Annotated in this window: 17 protein-coding genes and 3 pseudogenes; 10 read left to right on the forward strand and 10 right to left on the reverse strand. The window is 38.6% G+C overall.

Going from position 1 to position 20,331, the window contains the following annotated elements:
- The first annotated feature begins 11 nt into the window (after window positions 1-11).
- Together J7E52_RS27300 and J7E52_RS22200 are read left to right on the forward strand one after the other, a co-directional pair.
- Window positions 12-1,359: pseudogene (locus tag J7E52_RS27300) on the forward strand (hypothetical protein).
- The gene (locus J7E52_RS22200; RefSeq protein ID WP_214750556.1) at window positions 1,356-2,798 is read left to right on the forward strand and encodes an NAD-dependent succinate-semialdehyde dehydrogenase; all 1,443 of its coding nucleotides are present in this window, start codon (window positions 1,356-1,358) and stop codon (window positions 2,796-2,798) included. The pseudogene J7E52_RS27300 and the gene J7E52_RS22200 overlap by 4 nt, the downstream one beginning before the upstream one ends.
- 80 nt (window positions 2,799-2,878) lie before the next feature.
- On the opposite strand, the pseudogene J7E52_RS22205 reads toward J7E52_RS22200, so the two are convergent.
- Window positions 2,879-3,386 (reverse strand): annotated as a pseudogene (locus J7E52_RS22205) (anhydro-N-acetylmuramic acid kinase); the annotation flags it as partial.
- A 50-nt stretch (window positions 3,387-3,436) separates the two neighbouring features.
- Here J7E52_RS22205 and J7E52_RS22210 point away from each other — a divergent pair.
- The gene (locus J7E52_RS22210) at window positions 3,437-3,673 is read left to right on the forward strand and encodes a UTRA domain-containing protein (RefSeq protein ID WP_309476925.1); all 237 of its coding nucleotides are present in this window, start codon (window positions 3,437-3,439) and stop codon (window positions 3,671-3,673) included.
- A gap of 136 nt (window positions 3,674-3,809) precedes the next feature.
- Here the strand turns inward: J7E52_RS22210 and J7E52_RS22215 are convergent, their stop codons facing one another.
- Together J7E52_RS22215 and J7E52_RS22220 are read right to left on the reverse strand one after the other, a co-directional pair.
- Window positions 3,810-5,012, reverse strand: coding sequence for an MFS transporter (locus J7E52_RS22215; RefSeq protein ID WP_214750557.1), 1,203 nt, complete (start codon window positions 5,010-5,012; stop codon window positions 3,810-3,812).
- 25 nt (window positions 5,013-5,037) lie between these two features.
- A complete protein-coding gene (locus J7E52_RS22220; RefSeq protein ID WP_214750558.1) occupies window positions 5,038-5,619 on the reverse strand; it encodes a TetR/AcrR family transcriptional regulator in 582 nt (193 codons plus the stop codon).
- A 416-nt stretch (window positions 5,620-6,035) separates the two neighbouring features.
- Here J7E52_RS22220 and J7E52_RS22225 point away from each other — a divergent pair, with 416 nt between their 5' ends.
- Window positions 6,036-6,776 (forward strand): VCBS repeat-containing protein, encoded by a 741-nt coding sequence (locus J7E52_RS22225; protein WP_286198021.1) that lies wholly within the window; start codon window positions 6,036-6,038, stop codon window positions 6,774-6,776.
- A 178-nt stretch (window positions 6,777-6,954) separates the two neighbouring features.
- Here J7E52_RS22225 and J7E52_RS22230 read toward each other — a convergent pair whose 3' ends face one another.
- Both J7E52_RS22230 and J7E52_RS22235 read right to left on the reverse strand, forming a co-directional pair.
- Window positions 6,955-7,575, reverse strand: coding sequence for an NAD(P)-dependent oxidoreductase (locus J7E52_RS22230; protein ID WP_214750560.1), 621 nt, complete (start codon window positions 7,573-7,575; stop codon window positions 6,955-6,957).
- 248 nt (window positions 7,576-7,823) lie between these two features.
- The gene (locus J7E52_RS22235) at window positions 7,824-7,997 is read right to left on the reverse strand and encodes a hypothetical protein (protein WP_214750561.1); all 174 of its coding nucleotides are present in this window, start codon (window positions 7,995-7,997) and stop codon (window positions 7,824-7,826) included.
- A gap of 280 nt (window positions 7,998-8,277) precedes the next feature.
- On the opposite strand from J7E52_RS22235, the gene J7E52_RS22240 reads away from it, so the two are divergent.
- Entirely contained in the window at window positions 8,278-9,270 is a 993-nt protein-coding gene (locus J7E52_RS22240) for an MBL fold metallo-hydrolase (protein WP_214750562.1), read from the forward strand.
- 504 nt (window positions 9,271-9,774) lie between these two features.
- On the opposite strand, the gene J7E52_RS22245 is transcribed toward J7E52_RS22240, so the two are convergent.
- Together J7E52_RS22245 and J7E52_RS27630 are read right to left on the reverse strand one after the other, a co-directional pair.
- A complete protein-coding gene (locus tag J7E52_RS22245) occupies window positions 9,775-9,942 on the reverse strand; it encodes a hypothetical protein (protein WP_202316424.1) in 168 nt (55 codons plus the stop codon).
- Window positions 9,943-10,354: 412 nt separating this feature from the next.
- A pseudogene (locus J7E52_RS27630) lies at window positions 10,355-10,540 on the reverse strand (IS110 family RNA-guided transposase); the annotation flags it as partial.
- A 495-nt stretch (window positions 10,541-11,035) separates the two neighbouring features.
- Between J7E52_RS27630 and J7E52_RS22250 the strand changes: the two are divergent.
- Window positions 11,036-11,422 (forward strand): winged helix-turn-helix transcriptional regulator, encoded by a 387-nt coding sequence (locus J7E52_RS22250; RefSeq protein WP_214750563.1) that lies wholly within the window; start codon window positions 11,036-11,038, stop codon window positions 11,420-11,422.
- Between the two features lie 30 nt (window positions 11,423-11,452).
- Here J7E52_RS22250 and J7E52_RS22255 read toward each other — a convergent pair whose 3' ends face one another.
- Window positions 11,453-12,523 (reverse strand): SDR family oxidoreductase, encoded by a 1,071-nt coding sequence (locus tag J7E52_RS22255; RefSeq protein ID WP_214750564.1) that lies wholly within the window; start codon window positions 12,521-12,523, stop codon window positions 11,453-11,455.
- Window positions 12,524-13,001: 478 nt separating this feature from the next.
- On the opposite strand from J7E52_RS22255, the gene J7E52_RS22260 reads away from it, so the two are divergent.
- From J7E52_RS22260 to J7E52_RS22270, 3 genes are all read left to right on the forward strand, one after another.
- Entirely contained in the window at window positions 13,002-14,411 is a 1,410-nt protein-coding gene (locus tag J7E52_RS22260; protein ID WP_214750565.1) for a sigma-54 interaction domain-containing protein, read from the forward strand.
- A gap of 424 nt (window positions 14,412-14,835) precedes the next feature.
- Complete coding sequence (locus J7E52_RS22265; protein WP_214750566.1) at window positions 14,836-16,002, forward strand: alanine dehydrogenase; 1,167 nt, start codon at window positions 14,836-14,838, stop codon at window positions 16,000-16,002.
- A 21-nt stretch (window positions 16,003-16,023) separates the two neighbouring features.
- Window positions 16,024-17,409 carry a sodium/glutamate symporter gene (locus J7E52_RS22270; protein ID WP_214750567.1) on the forward strand — a complete coding sequence of 462 codons (1,386 nt, stop codon included), beginning with the start codon at window positions 16,024-16,026 and terminating at the stop codon, window positions 17,407-17,409.
- Between the two features lie 280 nt (window positions 17,410-17,689).
- Here the strand turns inward: J7E52_RS22270 and J7E52_RS22275 are convergent, their stop codons facing one another.
- Together J7E52_RS22275 and J7E52_RS22280 are read right to left on the reverse strand one after the other, a co-directional pair.
- A complete protein-coding gene (locus J7E52_RS22275) occupies window positions 17,690-17,854 on the reverse strand; it encodes a hypothetical protein (RefSeq protein ID WP_214750568.1) in 165 nt (54 codons plus the stop codon).
- 403 nt (window positions 17,855-18,257) lie between these two features.
- A complete protein-coding gene (locus J7E52_RS22280) occupies window positions 18,258-19,076 on the reverse strand; it encodes a histidinol-phosphatase (protein WP_214750569.1) in 819 nt (272 codons plus the stop codon).
- 293 nt (window positions 19,077-19,369) lie between these two features.
- Here J7E52_RS22280 and J7E52_RS22285 point away from each other — a divergent pair, with 293 nt between their 5' ends.
- On the forward strand, window positions 19,370-20,005 hold the full coding sequence (locus tag J7E52_RS22285; RefSeq protein WP_214750570.1) for an FMN-dependent NADH-azoreductase: 636 nt from the start codon (window positions 19,370-19,372) through the stop codon (window positions 20,003-20,005).
- The last annotated feature ends 326 nt before the right edge of the window (window positions 20,006-20,331 follow it).

Here is a 20,331-nt window from a genome sequence, read left to right on the forward strand (position 1 = left end):
AGACATCGTTTATACCTGCGGGACCTTTTAAAATTAGACTGCCATTTGTCCATTATCGTTTTGAATGGCCCGACTATGTTCAAGGCTTATTGATGTGTGCAGTTGATCTTGGGGCGATTACACTGCTTGCAGACCATCTGGGTATGCCTTTTGATGTGGCTCTAGCCGTCGTTGTCTTGAATGGATTATTATACTTGGCACATCATTTACTCGGCGACCCAGTTATACCAGGTTGGATTACACCTGCTGTTCCATTGCTTGTATGTGTTCGTCGGGCAATTTCCGGAAGGGCCTGATCGGGTATATGCACTGGTTGCGTTTCAATTAACATTAGGTATTTTATCGATATTTCTGGGAATGACTGGACTTGCGAGTAAGGTCGTTCGATTAGTGCCGAATCAATCAAATCAGGCATCATTTTAGGAGCGGGTATTGGTGCTGTCGTTTCCATTTTTGAAGTGGGCGGAAAGTTTGATTTATTTCCTTATACAATAAGCATTTGTATCGGCTTTGCCTTTTATCTGCTTTTTTCGAAAAGTTTTGGAAAATTAAAAATGCGAAATAAAGCTTGGGTATTCATAGGCAACTTAGGGATATTGCCAGCAATCTTGCTTGCGGTCTTTGTAGCCCCTATTTTTGGAGAAGCAAAATGGCCTGATATCCAATGGGGATTCAGCAGTCCTGATTTTGCTACGCTTTGGTCAGACTATACTGTTTTCGGTTTAGGTTTTCCTGCCTTGACCTTCTTTTTAAGTGCGATTCCAGCTGTTTTTGCTACTTATTTGGTCGTATTCGGGGATGTGCTCAAAACAAAAGCGCTGCTTTCTGAATCCGATGAGGTCAGGGAGGATGAAAAAGTGGACTATAATCCAAACAGAGCTCATTTAATTTTTTGGTGGCCGCAATGTGATCATGAGTTTTATCTGACCTGATATAACAATGTGCGGTCCGTTGTGGGCAGCCATGCAGGTCGTGGTCGTTGATCGGTTCAAGAATGGCAAGAAAGCCATGAATTCGTTCTTCGGCGGTGCGGGCTCGTTCCGTTGGGGTACGAATACAGGGTTATTCTTATTGCCGGTAGTCAGCTTGGTGGAACCAATTCTCGGTGTTGCCTTGGCCTTGACGCTTTTGGTACAAGGATATGTTAGTGTTCGCGTCGGTGTGATGCAGGCGAAGAGCCAACGCGACCTGGGAATTTCAGGGGTCGTCGCTGCCATCCTTGTTATAAAAGGTGCTGGAATGGCGTTTGCAGCAGGAATTCTATTATGTGCCCTTCTATATGACAAGGACTTTTTCAAGGGAGAGAATGATAAGACTTTTACAGATCATGCAGAAGAAGAGGAGATTAAAGCAGGATGAAAAAAGTAGTGGAAAAATGGCCTATTTATATAAACGGCGCACCTATTCATACAGAAAGTCATTTTGTAGTGGAAAATCCAGCAACATTGGAGCCTGTGGGCTATGTTCCGGACGCTAACGAAAAAGAGGCAAAGGCTGCTGTCGATGCAGCTCAAGCTGCCTTTCTGACTTGGTCGAAAACAAGTGCATATCATAGGGCGGAATTACTTGAGAAGTGGTACACGATCATTGAGAACAGGCTGGATGAAATCGCAACGATCATGACACTGGAACAAGGAAAGCCATTGACAGAGGCAAAAGGTGAAATGAAATATGCTTCTAGTTTCGTGAAATGGTTCGCTGAAGAGGCAAAGCGTAACTACGGGGAAATCATACCAGCCTCCGTTGCTTCAAAGCGTATTTTAGTGCAAAAGCAGGCAGTCGGTGTCGTTGCTGCCATTACCCCGTGGAATTTTCCTGCCGCCATGATCACGAGGAAAGTGGCGCCAGCCCTTGCTGCGGGATGTACGGTGGTCATCAAACCCGCGGAACAAACGCCTTTGACCGCTTTGCTATTGGTTGAATGTGCCCATGAAGCAGGCATTCCGGCCGGTGTGATAAATATTGTTACTACACAAAAGCCGGGTGATGTATCAGATATGTGGATGAATGATTCACGTGTAAAAAAGATCACATTTACCGGCTCCACTCCTGTAGGGAAACATCTAATGAAAAAGGCGGCAGAGACAGTAAAAAAAGTCTCGCTTGAACTCGGTGGATTGGCTCCGTTTATCATCGCTGAGGATGCGAACATCGAAGAAGCAGTTAAAGGTTTGATTCAATCGAAATTCAGGAATGCTGGACAAACATGTATTTGTGCGAACAGGATATTCGTCCATGAGGCAATTGAACAGCCGTTTTTACAAGCTTTTGAAGAAGCCGTTTTAACTTTGAAGGTTGGAAATGGAATGGAAGGAACCGATCTTGGTCCATTGATAGATGGAGCCGCAGTGAAAAAAGTTCAGCATCAATTAGAGGATGCTGCAAGTAAAGGGGCTATCATCCATAAAACCTCAAAAGTCGATGAAAAACAAGGCTATTTTATCGCACCAGCCATACTTTCCAATGTAACGGATGATATGCTGTGCATGCAGGAAGAGACGTTTGGGCCAATTGCGCCAGTCAGTACATTCAAAACCGATCAAGAAGCGATCGATCGAGCCAATAACACGATTTTTGGCTTGGCAGCTTATGTGTATACCGAGTCACTAAATAAGGCAGTTGCCTATTCGGGTAGCCTTGAATATGGGATTGTCGGTATTAATGACAGTGCCCCATCCACAGCCCAAGCACCATTTGGAGGCATGAAGGAAAGTGGTTTAGGCAGGGAAGGGGGACACTATGGCATGGATGAATATTTAGAAGTGAAGTATGTATCCATGCAGCTTGCCAGTAAATAAAACAGAAGAGTCTTCAGGCATTCAAAAAAAGAGTAAAAGGCACATCAAATATCGATGTGCCTTTTACTCTTTTTCGATTGTTAAAAAGTATTTTTACGTTCCTTCAGATATGAAGGAGGGAAGGTCATGTTTCCAAGAATGACATCGAAGTCAGCACCGGTGGCCTTGGGAACGTTACTTGTAATTACCATGGAAAGTCTCATTTGCAAGTAATGCAAAAGCCACCGCTTCTTTAACTTCAGAAGAGTTTCCCAACTCTTCTTGAGTCAAGACTTGAATAGAATTTCCAAGCAGTGACTGAATCATATTTAATAACGTCTTGTTGTAGCTGCCCCCTCCGCCAATGATCACTTCTTCTATATTAGTTTTGGGAAAGATGTAATTTCGATAGTTCTCCACAATGGATTTTGCTGTAAACATCGTTACTGTTGCTAAAATATCATGACTGGGAAGTGATTCAAACATCTTTAATAGATTTACTACATATTGTTTGCCAAACAGTTCCCTACCCGTTGATTTTGGCGGAGAGCTCATAATAGTTACATTTCCAATGCCCCCGATGTTTTGAAGTAATCTGCCCTTCGCTTCACTCAAAAGATCTTGCCCTGGATCTAACGAAAGAAATAGCCGTAACTACCATTCATGACTATGTAAAAAAAACGTTTGGCTTAAAAATCCAGCATGGCAGACAGGTAATTGAAGCCGCCATCGCTCAAAAAAAAGAGGCGGAAATGCTCGAGGTAGTCGAAGGTGCCCCTGTATTGCTGATTGAACGAAGAAGTACCCTGGATACCAATCAACCACTTGGGCTTGTCAGATCTGTCTACCGGGCAGATCGATATAAATTCAGAATCAATTTGGAGCGGCTACCATGAGCAAAAATACGAAGGCATTAAGAATCCCGTTCTTAAAAGATTAATTAAAAGTAATTTAACTTGATAAGTAAACCCCTTGCCCAATATGGACAAGGGGTTTTAGAATATCATTTTTCAAGTTTAAGAGTGACTTTAATTATTTCGCTAAGCTTTCTGCCAATCGGTTTTCTTTCCAAATGACTGTAATACCGAGGCCAATGACGATGATGACAGCAGCGAAAAGATAAGGGTAGTGGATGTTTATGTCAAATAGCAATCCTCCCATAGATGGCCCGGCGATATTCCCTAAGCTCGTATAGGTGGAGTTCATACCAGCAACGAATCCTTGTTCTTTCCCGGCAGCTTTTGATAAAAATGTCGTCAATGCCGGACGAAGCAAGTCAAATGCAAGGAAGATGAAGCAGGTTACCACAAGAACTGCCAAAAAGCTAGAGATCATAGTGGAAGCTACCGCAAAAATTGCACCGACGATTAAACATAATTGGATAAGCTTCTTTTCGCCGAGGATATCTACCAGTTTTCCAAACATAAATACTTGCACAACAACTCCGAAAATAGAGCTTATTGTAATGATAATTGCAATGTCCTTCGGCGTGAAGCCGAATTTATGATCAGAAAATAGGCTAAAAACAGTTTCATAGGCCGATAAACCAAAAGCGAGTACAAATACTATGATGAACGCAATAAAGTAAAGCGGATTAAGTGATCTTTTTAAATCTCCCATAAAGTTTGTTTGCTTTGTATTAGCAGAAACTTTTGCAAGCTGTTCCTTTGTCATTGGCTCTTTTAAAATGAATATTGATGAAAGGCAAGCTAAAAAAGCAATGCCCGCCGCAAGGAAGAAGGGCAAGCGAATACCATATTCTGCAATAAAGCCACCGATTCCGGGACCTATTATAAAGCCTAAGCTAATGGCAGCTGAAATATAGCCCATTGCTTTTGGCCGTTCCTGAACTGATGTAATGTCCGCAACATATGCAGTAACACCTGGCATGATAAAGGCGGCACTGATTCCGCCTAGGATCCTTGATAAATAAAACACCGATACGTTTGTCCCTACACCGAAGATCAGTTCTGAAACTCCAAAAAGGAATAAGCCGATGATGATGATTTTCTTTCTGCCGTAACGGTCAACCCAACGACCTGCGAATGGTGACATAATAAGCTGTGATACCGCAAATACGGCAACCAGATAGCCCATCGTACTTCCTGATAAATGCATGATATTCATAAATGACGGCATAACAGGGATGATGAGTCCAATTCCCAGAAAAGCAATGAATATATTGCTTAGAAGAATAATTAATACCGCCTTTTGTTCTTTAATTGGTTTATTCATGTTTTAACACCACTTTCTTTGTAAATCATTTTTGCGAAATACCCCTCCAAAACACTTTCCAAGAGGCTGCTAATTTATCCTTCAGCCGTTTCTCATCATTGCCGTATACAAGCTCAAGCAAAATGGAATCCACCACTCCTAAGAATGCATAGGTCGGCGTTATGGCTGCATCTTCGACGATTAATTTGGCATTGATCCAATCATGGAATTTACATTCCAGAATCGCCTGCACCTTTTCCTCGATATCCATGACTTCCTGCCCGATTTCTTTTTCAAGATGGGCTGGCGGAAAAAAGGACATACGCAGCCAAAACTTTATATGCTCATTTTTTTGGAAAAGATCGATGACCAATTGTAGGAATCCGTATAAATCATTTTCAGGATTTTTTGAATCAACTTTACTGAAATATTGGAGTTTCGAAGATAGCTCCGTCTCTTTCGCATCACGTAAAACTTGCAGAAAAAGATCATCCTTGCCTTTAAAATGAGCGTAAATGGATTGCTTTTTCATGCCGACTTCTTCAGCTATTTGAGAAAGCGAAGCTCCTTCATAACCATGAATCGTGAAATATTTTAGAGCAGCTTCCTTAATTTCATTACTTTTCAATAATATCACCTCATAATTTAACGAACGTTCGTCAGTTATAATAGCAAATTAAATAAATATATGCAAGCGAATACGTTTATATAAAGGTATTTTGCAACAGAATTCTTCATTCATTCATAATTATTGGCTTTATTTGAAAAGGACAATAAATATGCATTCAAGGCTATTCACTTATTTCCCGCATATAATTCTATATTGTAAATAAAGAGACAGGTGGGATGAAGTTGGATACGTATGACATCAGAAAAGTGATTCATTACTATTACACAAAAATACAAGAAACGAATCATCCTTATTATTGGTACTGTTTGGCTGAGACTCAAAGTAGGGCCGGGTTAACAAGTGAAGCAATGCAAACGATTGATAACGCCCTGTCGTTTCCAAATCCTTATCCTTCAAGGCAGGAACTGCAAGACATGCAAATGAACCTCCAAACTGTTCTTTCTAGGGAAATGAACTCCAACAGAACGGTCATAGTGACCTCAAAGCAAGGCGATATTGATGGGGACGGGATAAAGGACAATGTTTTTCTTACTGGAAACAAAACCCCTGATAGCCCCTTTTGGAGGGATTTAACTTTGGTTATCCAAAATGGGAGGACTCATCAATATCAACAAGTTCCCATGAAAAATAACGCAGGATATAATCCGACCCTTTTTCTTGGTGATTTTACAGGTAATAAGGGAGATGACATTTTAGTGGTCATTGATACAGGAGGAAGCGGTGGTTCCATTTATGCGTATGTTTTTTCAGATCGTAACGGTCAACTCATGACCATTTTTAATTCAGATACATTCAATGAAACCTATAAATACGATGTGAATTATGAAAACCAATACAAAGCAAAGGTGAACAGTTATTACCTAAAAGAAAGGTACATTCTTGATCTTACTTATAAGGATAAGGACTATTTATCTGAGATATATAACAAGGATGGTGTACTGAAGGCGCCAATAGAAGGGTGGGTCAATCCTTTATCTGGTTTATATCCGGTTGATTACAATAGGGATGGCATATATGAGCTCGAAGCGTATCAGAGGATCGCGGGGAGGTACAATGCCGACTCACTGGGATTTGTACTGACCGTATTGAAATGGAACGGGGAAGCGTTTGCTCACGACCGGCAGAATGTGGCTGTTTTTGGAGGGGAAATATAGCACACTGTAAAGGAAGGTACGGGCGAGATCTTCGCCCAAAAGAAACCGGACAATGGTTCAGCTGACTGTGTGAATTTACGAAAATTGTACCGGCTTTCTAAGCGGACGTGATGGTTTCTTTACTTCATCTAAGATTAAACAAAATTTTTTCAAAGGGGAGTATTGCTAATTGGAATTTTTAGTAGGCAATGCCTACACGTGATTTTAAATAATCACTACTTTTTATTTGGCTGAATGCAAATTCTGCTGTATCCGGCACGGATATTTCAACCCCATCCTCTGGCAAAAAGTCACCTTCTACACGATATGTACCAACACTTTCTCCATCGGGCAAATACGTAGGACAGACAATAGTCCATTGAAGTGTTGATTGTTTAAGCATATCGTAAACTTTATGATGTTCTTTCGCTGCGCGGGTAGACTTACGCTTTGATTCACTTGACTGATAACGCAGAGAACTTGGGGGTGTTCTACTTTGCAGGATTCCTGCTGTTCCAATGGTTATAATTCGTCGTATACCTTCGTTTTCCATCGCTTCGATAATTAGGGGCATACTTGCTGATAAAGTGGTTGTCCCATCAGTATTCAGCGCACTAATAACTACATCAATCCCATGCATGGCACGAACGATATCAGCTTTATTTAAAACATTACCTTGAATGATGGTTAAATTGGCATTGTTTATTCCAATCTTGTCTGGAGTGCGAACTAAAACTGTAACATGATGCCTGTCATGCAGACCATAAGTAACTAACTGACCCCCAACTCGTCCAGTTGCACCCAAAATTAAAATATTCATATAACTGAACCTCCTTTTTTCGAATACAATCATTCCACTAAGATTATATCGTCATTTTCAACTAATGGGAGCTTTAGTGCATTAAGACATTATAATTTTTATCGTTTGCTTGCAATGACCAAGAAGAAAAACATTCGTTGATAAAGATACAAAATGGGCCGCTCAAAAGCTTCATGAGGGGCCCCTTTAAAGTGGAAAAAAATATAAAAACGTTTTAAAACAAGACAATAGCGACCACAATTTTGCCCCTAATATTCCTGTCCTTCTTTCGATTTTAGAAAAGCATCAACTGATTCATCTAATAATTTTTCCCGATTAGGATCTTCATTGACATCTGTATCCACTTCCATTACGTCGTTGGTTAATTTATCAACCTGGTTTTTATGTTGAGCTGGATTATGGTTATTATTTTTGTTTGACATATAAACCCCTTCTTTAACAGATATTTTTTATTTAGTATGAACAATTGATCCAATATGAAATCCAATATTCTGTAAGATTATTTCAGCTTCTTTCCCGAAATGAGTCTTGTTGTCGATGGAAGTGGAAGGATAGATGATTTTATTTCGATATTATTGACTGAATATTGTGAATATTGTAATATTTAGTTTGCGTATTTGTTTTTTAAAACGAGGTTTCATATTAAAAACAAATGGTTTTTTCCTTGTGCAAAGTCAAATAATCTGACAGGAGGTTTTTGTTTTGAAGAAAAGAATAAGGAATACTTCTTTTGGTTTTTTGTTGGTAGTTTCTATAATTCTATCATTATCAATATTTCTTCCTTCTTTTGGCCAAACTGCTGTAAAGCAAACGGACTTAAAAGTAACTTTATTAGGAACAGGTTCGCCTCTTTTAAGTACCTCTCGCTCCGGTCCAGCTACTCTTGTAGAAGTTGGTGATGAAAAACTCCTCTTTGATGCTGGACGTGGAACTGCTTTACAATTATATAAAGCGAATATGTTACCAGGCAATGTTGACAAGTTATTTCTTACTCATTTGCATTCGGATCATACAATCGGCATACCAGACGTCTGGCTTACAGGCTCATTACCAACAGGTGGGCTAAGAGACCAAGCATTTAAGATTTGGGGACCTAAGGGAACCGAGAAAATGATGTTACATATGAATAAAGCATTTAAAGCCGATTTGGATGCAAGGGATGACTCTGGAAATGGGAACGTTGAAGGAGCAAGTATTACGGCAAATGATATCAAGGAGGGCATTGTCTATAACAAAAAAGGAATTGAAGTAATAGCCTTCAAGGTTGACCATAAATCAATTGAGCCTGCTTTCGGTTATCGGGTAAATTACAAAGGACATTCAGTAGTTATCTCAGGTGACACCCGTTATAATGAAAATCTTATTACATTTGCTAAAGGTGCTGACGTAGTTATTCATGAGGTTGCTGCTGCAAAACCTGATAATGAATCAGAATCAATAGCCAATATACTTGATCTTCACACTACACCGGAGGAAGCAGGTAAAGTCTTTAGCCAAATACAACCAAAACTTGCTGTGTACTCACATATTGTATTATTAGGTGGATTAACAGAAGAAAAAGCTAATTTGCTCGATAGAACAAAAAAAACATATGAAGGAACTGTTTTAGTAGGTGAGGATTTGTTGTCCATTGAAATAGGGGACAAGGTTCAAGTACAGCAGCCAGGAAACGAGGCGAACTTAGGGGGAAAATAGAAGACAAGCTTTAACGAGCAAATTCTTTAAACATATTAATTCATATTAGGAGCGTTTGGAAAACAAGGGCTGCCTCACCAGAGCAAATAAATGCACATTGTCTAAAGGGAATCCAAAAAGAAGGATTCCCTTTAGACTTTCGAATTAAATGAATGGCATATGAGATGAACTATATTTTTGTAATCGCCCATTGGTAAGGTAGAAGAAGGTAAAACAGAGTCGGGCCGTCAGAAGAAATCAGTGAGAAGGACGAGGAATATTATATGGTTCTTATACGAATAGAGGAAAAAACGGCGGAAAGAAATCAAAATTTGCTTTTGCCTGCATAGACCAAAAGCAAGGCTTTTTTTTAAGTCAAATATTAAGGAAGACAAAACGAAAAAAATCCCCGATATGTATATCGTGAATGGCTCCAGGAAGTCTATGATAATGCTTATTTTTTTCACTCTCTCTTCACCATGATTTTATTCATTTTGATGCCAGCACGTTACATTACGTATGAAATTAGAACCAAGACTGTTGAACTTCTTGAAGTTGTTGTTGAGCTTCTTCAAGCTGTTGCTGTGCTTGTTGGAAAAGTTGTGGATTATCATTAGCTTGGGCAGATTGTATAGCCTGTTTGGCTTGTTGTGCGGCATTGATAGCTTGCTGATATTGTTGTTTTTGTGTCATTTTAAAAGTCTCCTTCATTATTTTTATTAAAGGCTAAACCTTTAATCTTTTGTATTTTGCATAAAATTTTTTGATATTATTCATGTACAGGGAGATCCATGTCTCCTTAAGTATGGATAGAAGGCATGAACGGCAAAAATCTGTTTTTCGTGAAGTCAATAAACGTTTAAGCCAATTAAAAAACAAGATGAAAGGTGAACCATACCAACATATGGTTATTCCCTAATTCAAATGAAATCCGTTACAAATCACCACTGGATATTACTTCAGCATAGAAACAACGAAAGAAAATACAACTTAGACTAAAATAGCCACGCTGATTATCCAATCGGTTAAACAATCTGTCGGGACCATAGTAGCTTTAGATGCTCATCGTTTCACCTTCATCAATTTATTAGACCTATCACATTAAAAAAACCTCCCGAAGTTCTGAGAATACTAAGTCTATCCAATAATTGATCTGATTAACCGTGCTTTTTTTCTGGGCGTTTCATAATTATATCGCGATTGGGCATAAGCATACGAAGCTTTTCGAACATCTCAGATGTCCGGTTAATGAGGAGTAATATCCATTTTTGAGTATATCAGCTATTACTATTGTAAACATACAAAGCCTTTGGATTTGCGGTTTCCTTGTTCGTTTAAGGATTGGATAGTTGCCGATTATTTTAATAGTGGCGTAAGGATAAAACCTTGGATCGAGGTTGTTAAATATTACCGAACGGTTGAAGAATATTACCAACTTTTAAAACAAACTGGTTTCATGATTAAAGATATGAGAGAAGGCATTCCAAGACCTGAGGAAATTAAAAGTGAAAGTGTATATAAACGAAGTGTTGAATTACAATTAAGATGTTTCACTACAAAAAAACGCCAGTCATGTTATTCCATTAAGGACCATATTCTTGATTAAGAGAAGGGATTATTCGTAAGTAATTGAATTATAAATTATTCAATTACTGGGGCAGGATAGCGTAATATTTTGCTTGCAGATATAATGTTTAAAGACGGAGCTTAATGCTATGCTCCAATTACTCTGATGTTTACCAGTGATCTGTGTCGAAATATTCGAAAAAGGGGGGCGAGGTGTATAATGAAGGACCATGACCATGATAAGATTTACAACACTGCGGTAGAGGCAACTTTGGAAGTGATTGGAGGGAAATGGAAACCTGTAATTCTCTTTCATCTAACCTTTGGCAAGAAACGTAACAATGAATTGAAAAGCTTGATACCCGCAATCACTCAAAAAATGTTAACACAGCAACTTCGGGAGCTTGAAGAGGAAGGTGTAATCTTACGTATTTCTTACAACCAGGTTCCACCGAAGGTAGAGTATGAATTGACAGACTACGGCTGGAGTCTTAAGGAGATCCTGCATCTGATGTGTAGGTGGGGGGATTCGCATATAGAGAAAAAGTACGGGGGAAGGGCTACCGTTCTAGCAAACCCGCAGCTTGATAACGTACATAATATATGAAGCCGACCTATTACAAGGCCGGCTTTTCGTTTATGGGATGACTTTGCGTTTACGAAAATCGTCGAAGATGTTCATAAACATCGCTTCGGTATCTACGTATTCGTGAAAACCAAAGCGACGGGCCTTAGTTCCGTCGGCGAAGAAATCGTAATCCCAAGAGAACACGAAATCACCGAATCGCCAGGAGGATACGTCTTTATATAAATGTCGAGCAAGCCCATGATTCTCGACCATTTTGTTCCAAAGCTGCTCCTTGTCCGCCATGACAACGTCCAGTGACATCTGCAGCGGAGGCGCCGTCTCCAAGCCGAAGTAGTTAGCGATCTTCGGCCATAATTCATTCCAACGGAATAGATCGCCGTTTGTTATGTTAAACGCCTGATTGGCACAACGCTCTTCAGTCGCCGCCCATACTGTAGCCTTCGCGAGAAGTCCGGCATCTGTCATCTCCAAGAGGCTATCGTAAGCACCCGGCTTGCCAGGAAACCGCAACGGAAGTCCAAGATCCTTTGAAATTGAGGCGTAAATCGCAATGACCATGGCGAGGTTCATTGGATTTCCAAGCGAGAAGCCGCAGACTACAGAAGGACGGAGCGCCGACCAAGTCCAATTTTTACCTTTTTGTTTTTGTTCTAAGAAATCTTGCTGATCAACATTGAATTCGGGCGGCATATGGTTCGCGTCTGTTTCGCGAGCAGGAGTTTTGAACGGGCCGAGATGTGCGCCATATACCTTGTATCCCTGCATTAAACTGACATGTTTTAAGCCCGCTGCGATGGGTTCGATGGCCTCTACGGTATTCACTAGCATGGCAAGGTTAGGCGGAACAAGTTGGGCCCAAGTCGGACGGTCCTGATAGGCAGCATAGAAGATGTGTGTTACCTCAGTTAAACTCTTTAGCTTCTTGCGAGTGTCGTCCATATCGAGAAGATCCACAGTCACATACCGGACACGGCCGACTGACTCTCCGCCCCGACGTGATACGCCGATTACGTCCCAATCAGGTAAGGTAATGAGGTGATCGATGAGGTTGCGACCGATTACACCATTTGCGCCAACGACCAAGGCAACTTTGCGTATTGTTTTAGATTCATTATTCATAGTGTGCAGCTCCTCCTTACTGTGTTACGTTCACTGTTATTTTGAATCAAGGAACCACACTTGAGAAGTACGCACTTTGAAGTGACATAAGCACTTTTTTGTAATTCAGCAGTGCTTACGCTTAACGGGTGCGTTAATAAAATAAATTAGCATTCATTCATTTTGCAGCTTTTTCACATTTTCAATCTACCGTAATCGGGCGCTTTCTTAGAATAAGGTTGGCGCCCATCTAACTTGATAAGTCAAAGTTAAATATATAGAAGTGATAAAAGAACCACTTTATTCTGCCTTACATAATCTTGTGTACTTATTTCATTTGCAAATAATCCTGGAAGAGAGGCCATGGTGTAATGGTGAACAATGAGAAAGCCATTCCATTCTAGTCTTTCGTGGCAAGCATCAAGAATGGCTTTACAAGAATATCCCAAATCAGATAAAACTTTCGCCCCCTTACTACAAAATCATGGAGGAGAATACAATGAGTCGATTAAATAATTACGAGGTTCTAAATCAACTGAAATACATTGATGGTATTACTATTATTGATAACAAAGGGACTATCTTGTTTACAGTTAAATTTAATCCTCGATTTCACTCTGAAGTTCTTGAACGAGAGGAAATATTAGGAGAAAGCTTATTTTCCGTATTTCCTGCGTTGAATGAAAAATCGAGTACGTTGTTAAATGCAATGAAAACAGGTCGTCCCATTTTTAGAGGTAAGCAAGAAATTGTTGATTTTATGGGACGAAAAATTGAAACCACAAATATTTCCTTACCAATCAGAGCCCATGGGAAAATTATAGGGGCAATTGAATTTTCTAAAGAAATAAGTAAAGAAAATCATATTCCTAATAATGCAATCGAGATAAATTCAGAAATGTTTAAAGATGATAAACGATTACTAGAAAATATTCATCCAGAACGAGCAAAATATACATTGAAAGATATTATTACGAATAACGAACAAATGAAAAATTTAAAGCGCTTAACCGAAAAAATTGCAAAAGGGAGCTCACCCGTCTTTATATATGGTGAAACAGGAACAGGAAAAGAATTATTTGCTCAAGCGCTGCACAATGCCAGTAATCGTGTAGAAAAGCCTTTCATTGCGCAAAACTGTGCAGCAATTCCGGAAGCTTTAATTGAAAGTATTTTGTTCGGTACAATAAAAGGGAGTTTTACAGGAGCGGAAAATAATCCAGGCTTATTTGAAATAGCGGAAGGAGGAACGATTTTTCTAGATGAAATTAACTCAATGCCAATTCATCTACAGTCCAAGTTATTAAGAGTACTGCAAGACGGATATATTCGAAGATTAGGAGATAAAAATATTAGAAAAGTTGATGTGCGTGTAATCACCGCATCCAATAAACGCCCTGAAGAATGTGTAAAGGATAAGGATATGAGACTTGATTTATATTACAGATTATGTGTAATGACACTCAATATTCCACCATTACGGGAACGGAAAGATGATATTAAGCTTTTATTGGAATCTTTTATATCTAAATATAATGTGTTGCTGCACAAAAATATAAACAATGTATCGAGAGAGGTATATGACTTTCTCTTGAGGTACAACTGGCCAGGAAATGTACGGGAGTTGGAACATATTGTTGAATTTGCAATCAATCAAATAGATGACTGGGAAGATACACTTCAAATGAAAGATATTGAAGAGCGTGTGAAGAATTTCATTCGACATAGTGAAGAAGATCTTCAAATTGAACCCTTAAAAGAAGCTGTTGCCAGATTAGAAAAGAAAATGATCGAAAAGGCAATCCAGCAAACAAAAAACAATGTATCACAAGCAGCTAAAATACTCGAAATTCCAAGACAAACTCTGCAAAATAAGATCAGATTATACGAAATTATGCCCAAAAGCTAACAATAGAGAAATAAACTTATGCACATAGTGCCCAAAAAATAACATTAACTGCTCAAATATTAACAATTTAATCAATTTACCATCTGCAATCGACATATTTATTAAGAGATACTCTTATTTTTTCTGATTTTTCTGCTTAAATCAGCGGAAAATGATGTGTTCTTTTGGCATACTTCTTGCTTAAGTAAACTCATGAAACACAAGGGAATTGCGACCTTACATAAATAGGAAGAAACATTTTGTCATAAAGTTGGAAAAAGGGGTGAAAAGTTGACGTTTAGAAAATGGAGTATAAAAGATCAGGAATTATATTGAATCAAAAAAGAACCATATAATGAAAAAATTTTATCGTCATAATGAAAACACTGTCGGTATTGATTAGGCAATATGGTGCTGTGAATTTTGAAACTAAGGGGGAAGCGAATTGATATTTGGTGTATTGAAAGATATTAAAGTCGGGGAGTTCCGAGTAATAGCAACTCCATTAGAGGTGGGAACTATTAAAAGCGATGGTCATACCGTCCTTGTTCAAAAAGATGCGGGACTCCTAGCAGGGTTTAGCAATGAAGAATACGAGGAGCAAGGTGCTGAGATAGTAGACGAGTTGAAGGAAATGTATGAAAGGTCTGACCTCTTAGCAAAGGTTAAAGAAATTGAAGAAATCGAGTACAAATTACTTAGAGAAAATCAAATTATCTATACCTGTATCCATCCAGCTGCTAATGAACAACAAGTCCAAGCCATTCTTGACAGCAAATGTATTGCCTTTACGGCAGAAGATTCACATCGATTCGGCTCAGTGAATTGTGAAGCGGCAGGTAAACAAGGAGCTTTAATGGGCTTGCACTCGATGCTGACGATTAATGGAGGCAAAGGGAAATTTGTAAGTGGATTAGCAGGAGCACCCAGCATTAAGGTCCTCATCCTCGGTGGAGGTCTAGTCGGAAAATCCGCATTACAAGTTCTACATTCATTAGGTGCTTGGTGTACTGTAATGGATATAAACTTCGGTACTTTAAGGGAAATTGGAAAGATCTACAACGAAAAAGTAAACACCCAAATATCAACTAAACAAAATATCCAAAAAATACTTCCAGAAATTGATATAGTCATTAATAGCGTGAAATGGCCAAAAGGAAATAAGGATTATTTAATAGATAGAGATATGCTCAACTTAATGGAAAAAGGATCTGTCATTGTAGATATTAGCAATGATGCTGAAGGGGCAATCGAGTCCTTCCGTGAAACCACTCATGATAATCCTACGTATATTGAAAACGGCGTCGTTCACTATTGTGTTGGCAATATTCCAGGGGCTATTGCAAATTCCACATCCGTAGCATATGCTGCCTCTGTATTAGGGCACCTTAGATCTATTCTAAACTCAGGTGTCACAGAAGCCTGCGTAAAAGATGGTTTTTTAAGACGGAGCCTGACGGCATATAAAGGCTATCTAACTCATGAAGAAACAAGTGCTATTCAAAACAGACCATGGATAAAACCGGAAGATATCCTTGATATTAAACAAGTGAAATTGGACTCTGCACCACCCGCTACAGTTACAAGATCAGATTACTTTTTAAAACTCTAATAAGAAAAGGTGGATTCAGCTATGACGTTGTATACGCTATTGGTAGACTTCACTCTCGCAAGTATACTTATATTAATAAGTATGTTTATGCGTTCAAAAATCAAGTTATTGCAAAAAAATTTCATTCCCGCAAGTTTAATGGCAGGCTTTTTAGGTTTAGCGTTAGGTCCAGGATTCCTGAATATCCTACCTTTTTCAGCGGACATAGGTTCGTATGCAGGAGTCATCATAATTTTTGTGTTTGCTTCGGTAGGGATAAATGGATTTTCATTTACCCCGGGTAATATGAAGAAAGACCTCAAAAGAATGGGTGCATATGCTTCATACAAAATATTGATAATTGGCGTCCTCATTTTTATTCCAATTACATTTTCAATATTGGTTATTTCTAAATGGGTTCCAGATATTAATTATGGTTTTGGATTAATTTTAGCAACGGGATTCTATGGTGGTCATGGAACAGCTGCTGCGGTAGGGTCAACCTTTGAAAATTTAGGTTTTGCCGCAGCAACAGATTTAGGTATGACATCAGCCACCATTGGTATTTTAGCAGGTATTTTCGGTGGACTCTTATTTATAAAAATGGCCACAAAAAAAGGATATACACAATATGTTAAAGACTTCTCCGAAATATCAGAGGACATGAGGACAGGTTTAGTAAAGCCTGATAATCGAGTATCCATAGGGACTGAGACGATTTCACCTATAGCACTTGATCCATTAGCATTTCATGTTGCGCTTTTACTTATTCCATCCGGTTTAGGTTACTTGCTTAATACATATATTGCAGATACCTGGGGCCTTGACTTTCCAACATTTACAATAGCGTTCATCGTTGCATTGGTAATGTATGCATTCATGGGCAAGGGGAAAAAGGGTGTCTATAAATATGTAGACGAAAATGTGGTAAATCGGTTAGGTAGCTCAGCAACGGATTACCTTGTATTCTTTGGAGTAGCCTCAATAAAACTACCTGTCGTTCTTGAATATGCACTTCCACTTGGATTATTGATGCTTTCAGGAATGTTAATAGTCATTTTAATGTTATGGGCAGTCGGTCCAGCCATGAATTATGAAAGTTGGTTTGAGCGTTCAATATTTGTTTATGGTTATGCAACAGGTGTCTTTGCGATAGGGCTTACCCTCTTAAGAGTAGTTGATCCAAATAATAAATCTAAGACACTCACAGATACAGCTATCGTTGGGCCGCTAAATACACCTATCGAATTATTTGCATGGTCAGCTGGACCGGCAATGCTATTAGGAGGACAACACTGGTCATTTGTTGGCATTTACGCGGCTATTTCTATTGTCTGCGTTATAATATCCATTAAGTTAAAATGGTGGTACTGGAAAATTCCTTTAGAGGATAGGCCGGATGCATCTGCACTTGATCGCGATGGATGACGCAGGTGGTATCCACGTCATTGGAAATAACACATATAGTTATTTGAAATGAAAATCAGTCATTTAGATGAATGGCTGATACTGTTGTCTTCTTATTAGATAGAGCCAAGCATTATACAGTTGCAACATTCGATATATTAAAAATGGAGGATATCAGAAAAAGGCCTTGAATTTAATAAAAGAAGAGCACATATTACTCCTGGCTAATATGTGCTCTTCTTTATTTTATAGGTTTTTATTATTCACAATGTTCTGAAGGTATCTTTAATTAGGTATTGAATTAATACGGATACCCATTTAATCCTGTGCCGAAAAGTTCGAATTCAGGATCTTTTGACTGAGTTTTTGGAGGGGCTTCGGATCGCCCTATAGAAGAGTTGATACCACCTTCAACTGACTCTACAAGAGTTTCGTCATTCTCTTTATGCAATGGGTTATCAATCATACCTAAGTCAACTCCTTTTTATAAGATTAACGTTTGGTTTGTTATTTTTCCCCTGAATATTTTAATTTTATGCTAAAAAATATGGCGATGACTGAAATTCGTTGAAATTAGCGGGGGAAGAACTTGTAAGCAATCGTGCTATAATTTTTATTACAAAATGTATAATGATCATTTTATGCTCATTAAAAAGATTGGTACCGATTCATTGATCAGATTCATTGATCAGATGAGGGTTAATGAAATTCCAAGAAGGAACAATATCGATTCCTGTTCACGAATTATTTTTTTGTGCATCGGCCTTCTTAGTAGCAAAAGGGTTGAAAAACACCATTCCATCTCTCCGATACACATTGTTACAGGACGTTCTAGTGATTGGACCAGTTTCAATCCTATTGACTGAAGGTTAAAGTGGAGTGAGTATCCTTTGCTTGTTAACAAAGTAAGCCCAATCAGAAAAGCCGATCTCCTTTAGTCTTTTTTTAACTTGTTCAAATTCATCGCCAATACGTTCAGGTGTATGCGAATCTGATCCAAATGTTACCTTCACATTATAGAAAAGAGCTCGTTCTAAAATGTCATCTGCTGGATACCACCCACCACAATCTTTTGTTTTACCAGAGGTATTAATCTCAATGGCGATATCTTCTTGACTAATGATTTTTAACGTTTTTTCAATACTGTCTGTCTCAATGGAAGAAAAGGCTGGATAAAACCCTTTCATTGCATCAATATGGCCTAAGATTTGGAACACTCCGCTTTTTGCAGATTTCTGTATTAGTTCATAGTATTCATTCTTTAAACTTGCCTGTTCCTTAGAGGTCAAACCATTCCAACGCCCTCTTTTAAAAATGCTAATATCTTGAACATAATGAACAGATCCAATTATGTAGTCAAAAGGGTGTAAAAGATATTGATCACGGTAGACTTCAATGTGATCAGGGAAGAAGTCACTTTCCATTCCTAATAACACGTGAATTTTACCTTCATATTTTTCTTTTAAGCGAAGCACTTCCTCAATATAAGGGACAAGTTCACTTTTTGCCATTGCAATAGTTGGGTAGAGATGGTCGTCCTCACTATAGAAATATGGAGAATGATCAGAAATCCCAATATATTGCAAGCCGTATTCAATGGCTTGTTTTACATAATCCTCGATTGTGCCGATAGCATGTCCACATCGTTCATGGTGAGTGTGCAGATCAAATTTAATTGAATTCGTCATTTCCTTAGGCCTCCTAAAATGAACGTTTTGTTTTATCATATCCAAAAATCACACCCTTTCTCAAGAATTGAAAGAAGATTTATACCTTCTTAAAATCAGCCGTTTTATGGACTGGTGACGGATTTACTTTAGCACTAGGAAAATGAAAACAGTTTGGTAATACCCCTCTAAAAACAAATTTTTATATTACGTCTTTTAGTTACAGATATTTTAGTTCGAGTAATTGTATATATGTTGAATTCCCTAGACAAACTAAAATGATCAAATATGTAAAAAGAAAGGGAAGATACAGAGTGACAAAGGTATTGTACATCACAGCTCATCCTCATGATGATAAACAATCTTACAGTATGGCTGTTGGAAAAGCATTTATTGACACTTATAAAGAAGTAAATCCTAGCCATGAAATTGTGAATATTGACCTTTATAAAGAAAATATTCCTGAAATCGATGTAGATGTTTTCAGTGGTTGGGGAAAACTTCAATCTGGAAAGGGTTTTGAAGAACTCTCGTCGGAAGAGAAAGCAAAAGTTAGTCGACTCTCGGAGTTATGTGAGCAATTTATAGCTGCCGATAAATATGTATTTGTAACGCCTTTATGGAATTTTTCTTTCCCGCCAGTATTGAAAGCATATATTGATTCCGTAGCTGTTGCAGGTAAATCATTTAAATACACCGAACAAGGCCCAGTTGGTCTTTTAACTGATAAGAAAGCCTTACATATTCAAGCTCGTGGTGGTATTTATTCAGAAGGACCAGCAGCTGAAATGGAAATGGGACACAGATATCTAAATATCATAATGCAATTCTTCGGAGTGCCTTCATTTGAAGGTGTGTTCGTTGAGGGGCATGCAGCAATGCCTGATAAAGCACAAGAAATTAAAGAAAATGCTATAGCACGATCAAAAGATTTAGCTTCTACTTTTTAAACCAAAGAGTCAACAACTTGTTGTTGGCTCTTTTTTTGTCATAACGAAATAATAATATGTGGATTAATTCTTAGAATTTTCCAATATTACGAAAGAATAGATCAATGCTTAGATAAGAAGAAATAAAAAAGACCCATTAAGGGTCCCGTGAGTTGCTAAATTGACTAGTATAGAATACATGGTTTTCTTTTAATGAATTAGGCGTTAATGCCAAGTTGCCGGAGAAGTCATGCGTATCAACATGAGATCTCTTCTTAATGATCTGCCGATTAGGCCAGAACTCTTTAAGTGCCTCATGGTCCTCTTGTTGAATCACAACGACCATG

Origin of the sequence: Bacillus sp. ISL-34, from assembly GCF_018613325.1 — a bacterium.
Lineage (GTDB): Bacteria > Bacillota > Bacilli > Bacillales > DSM-1321 > Peribacillus.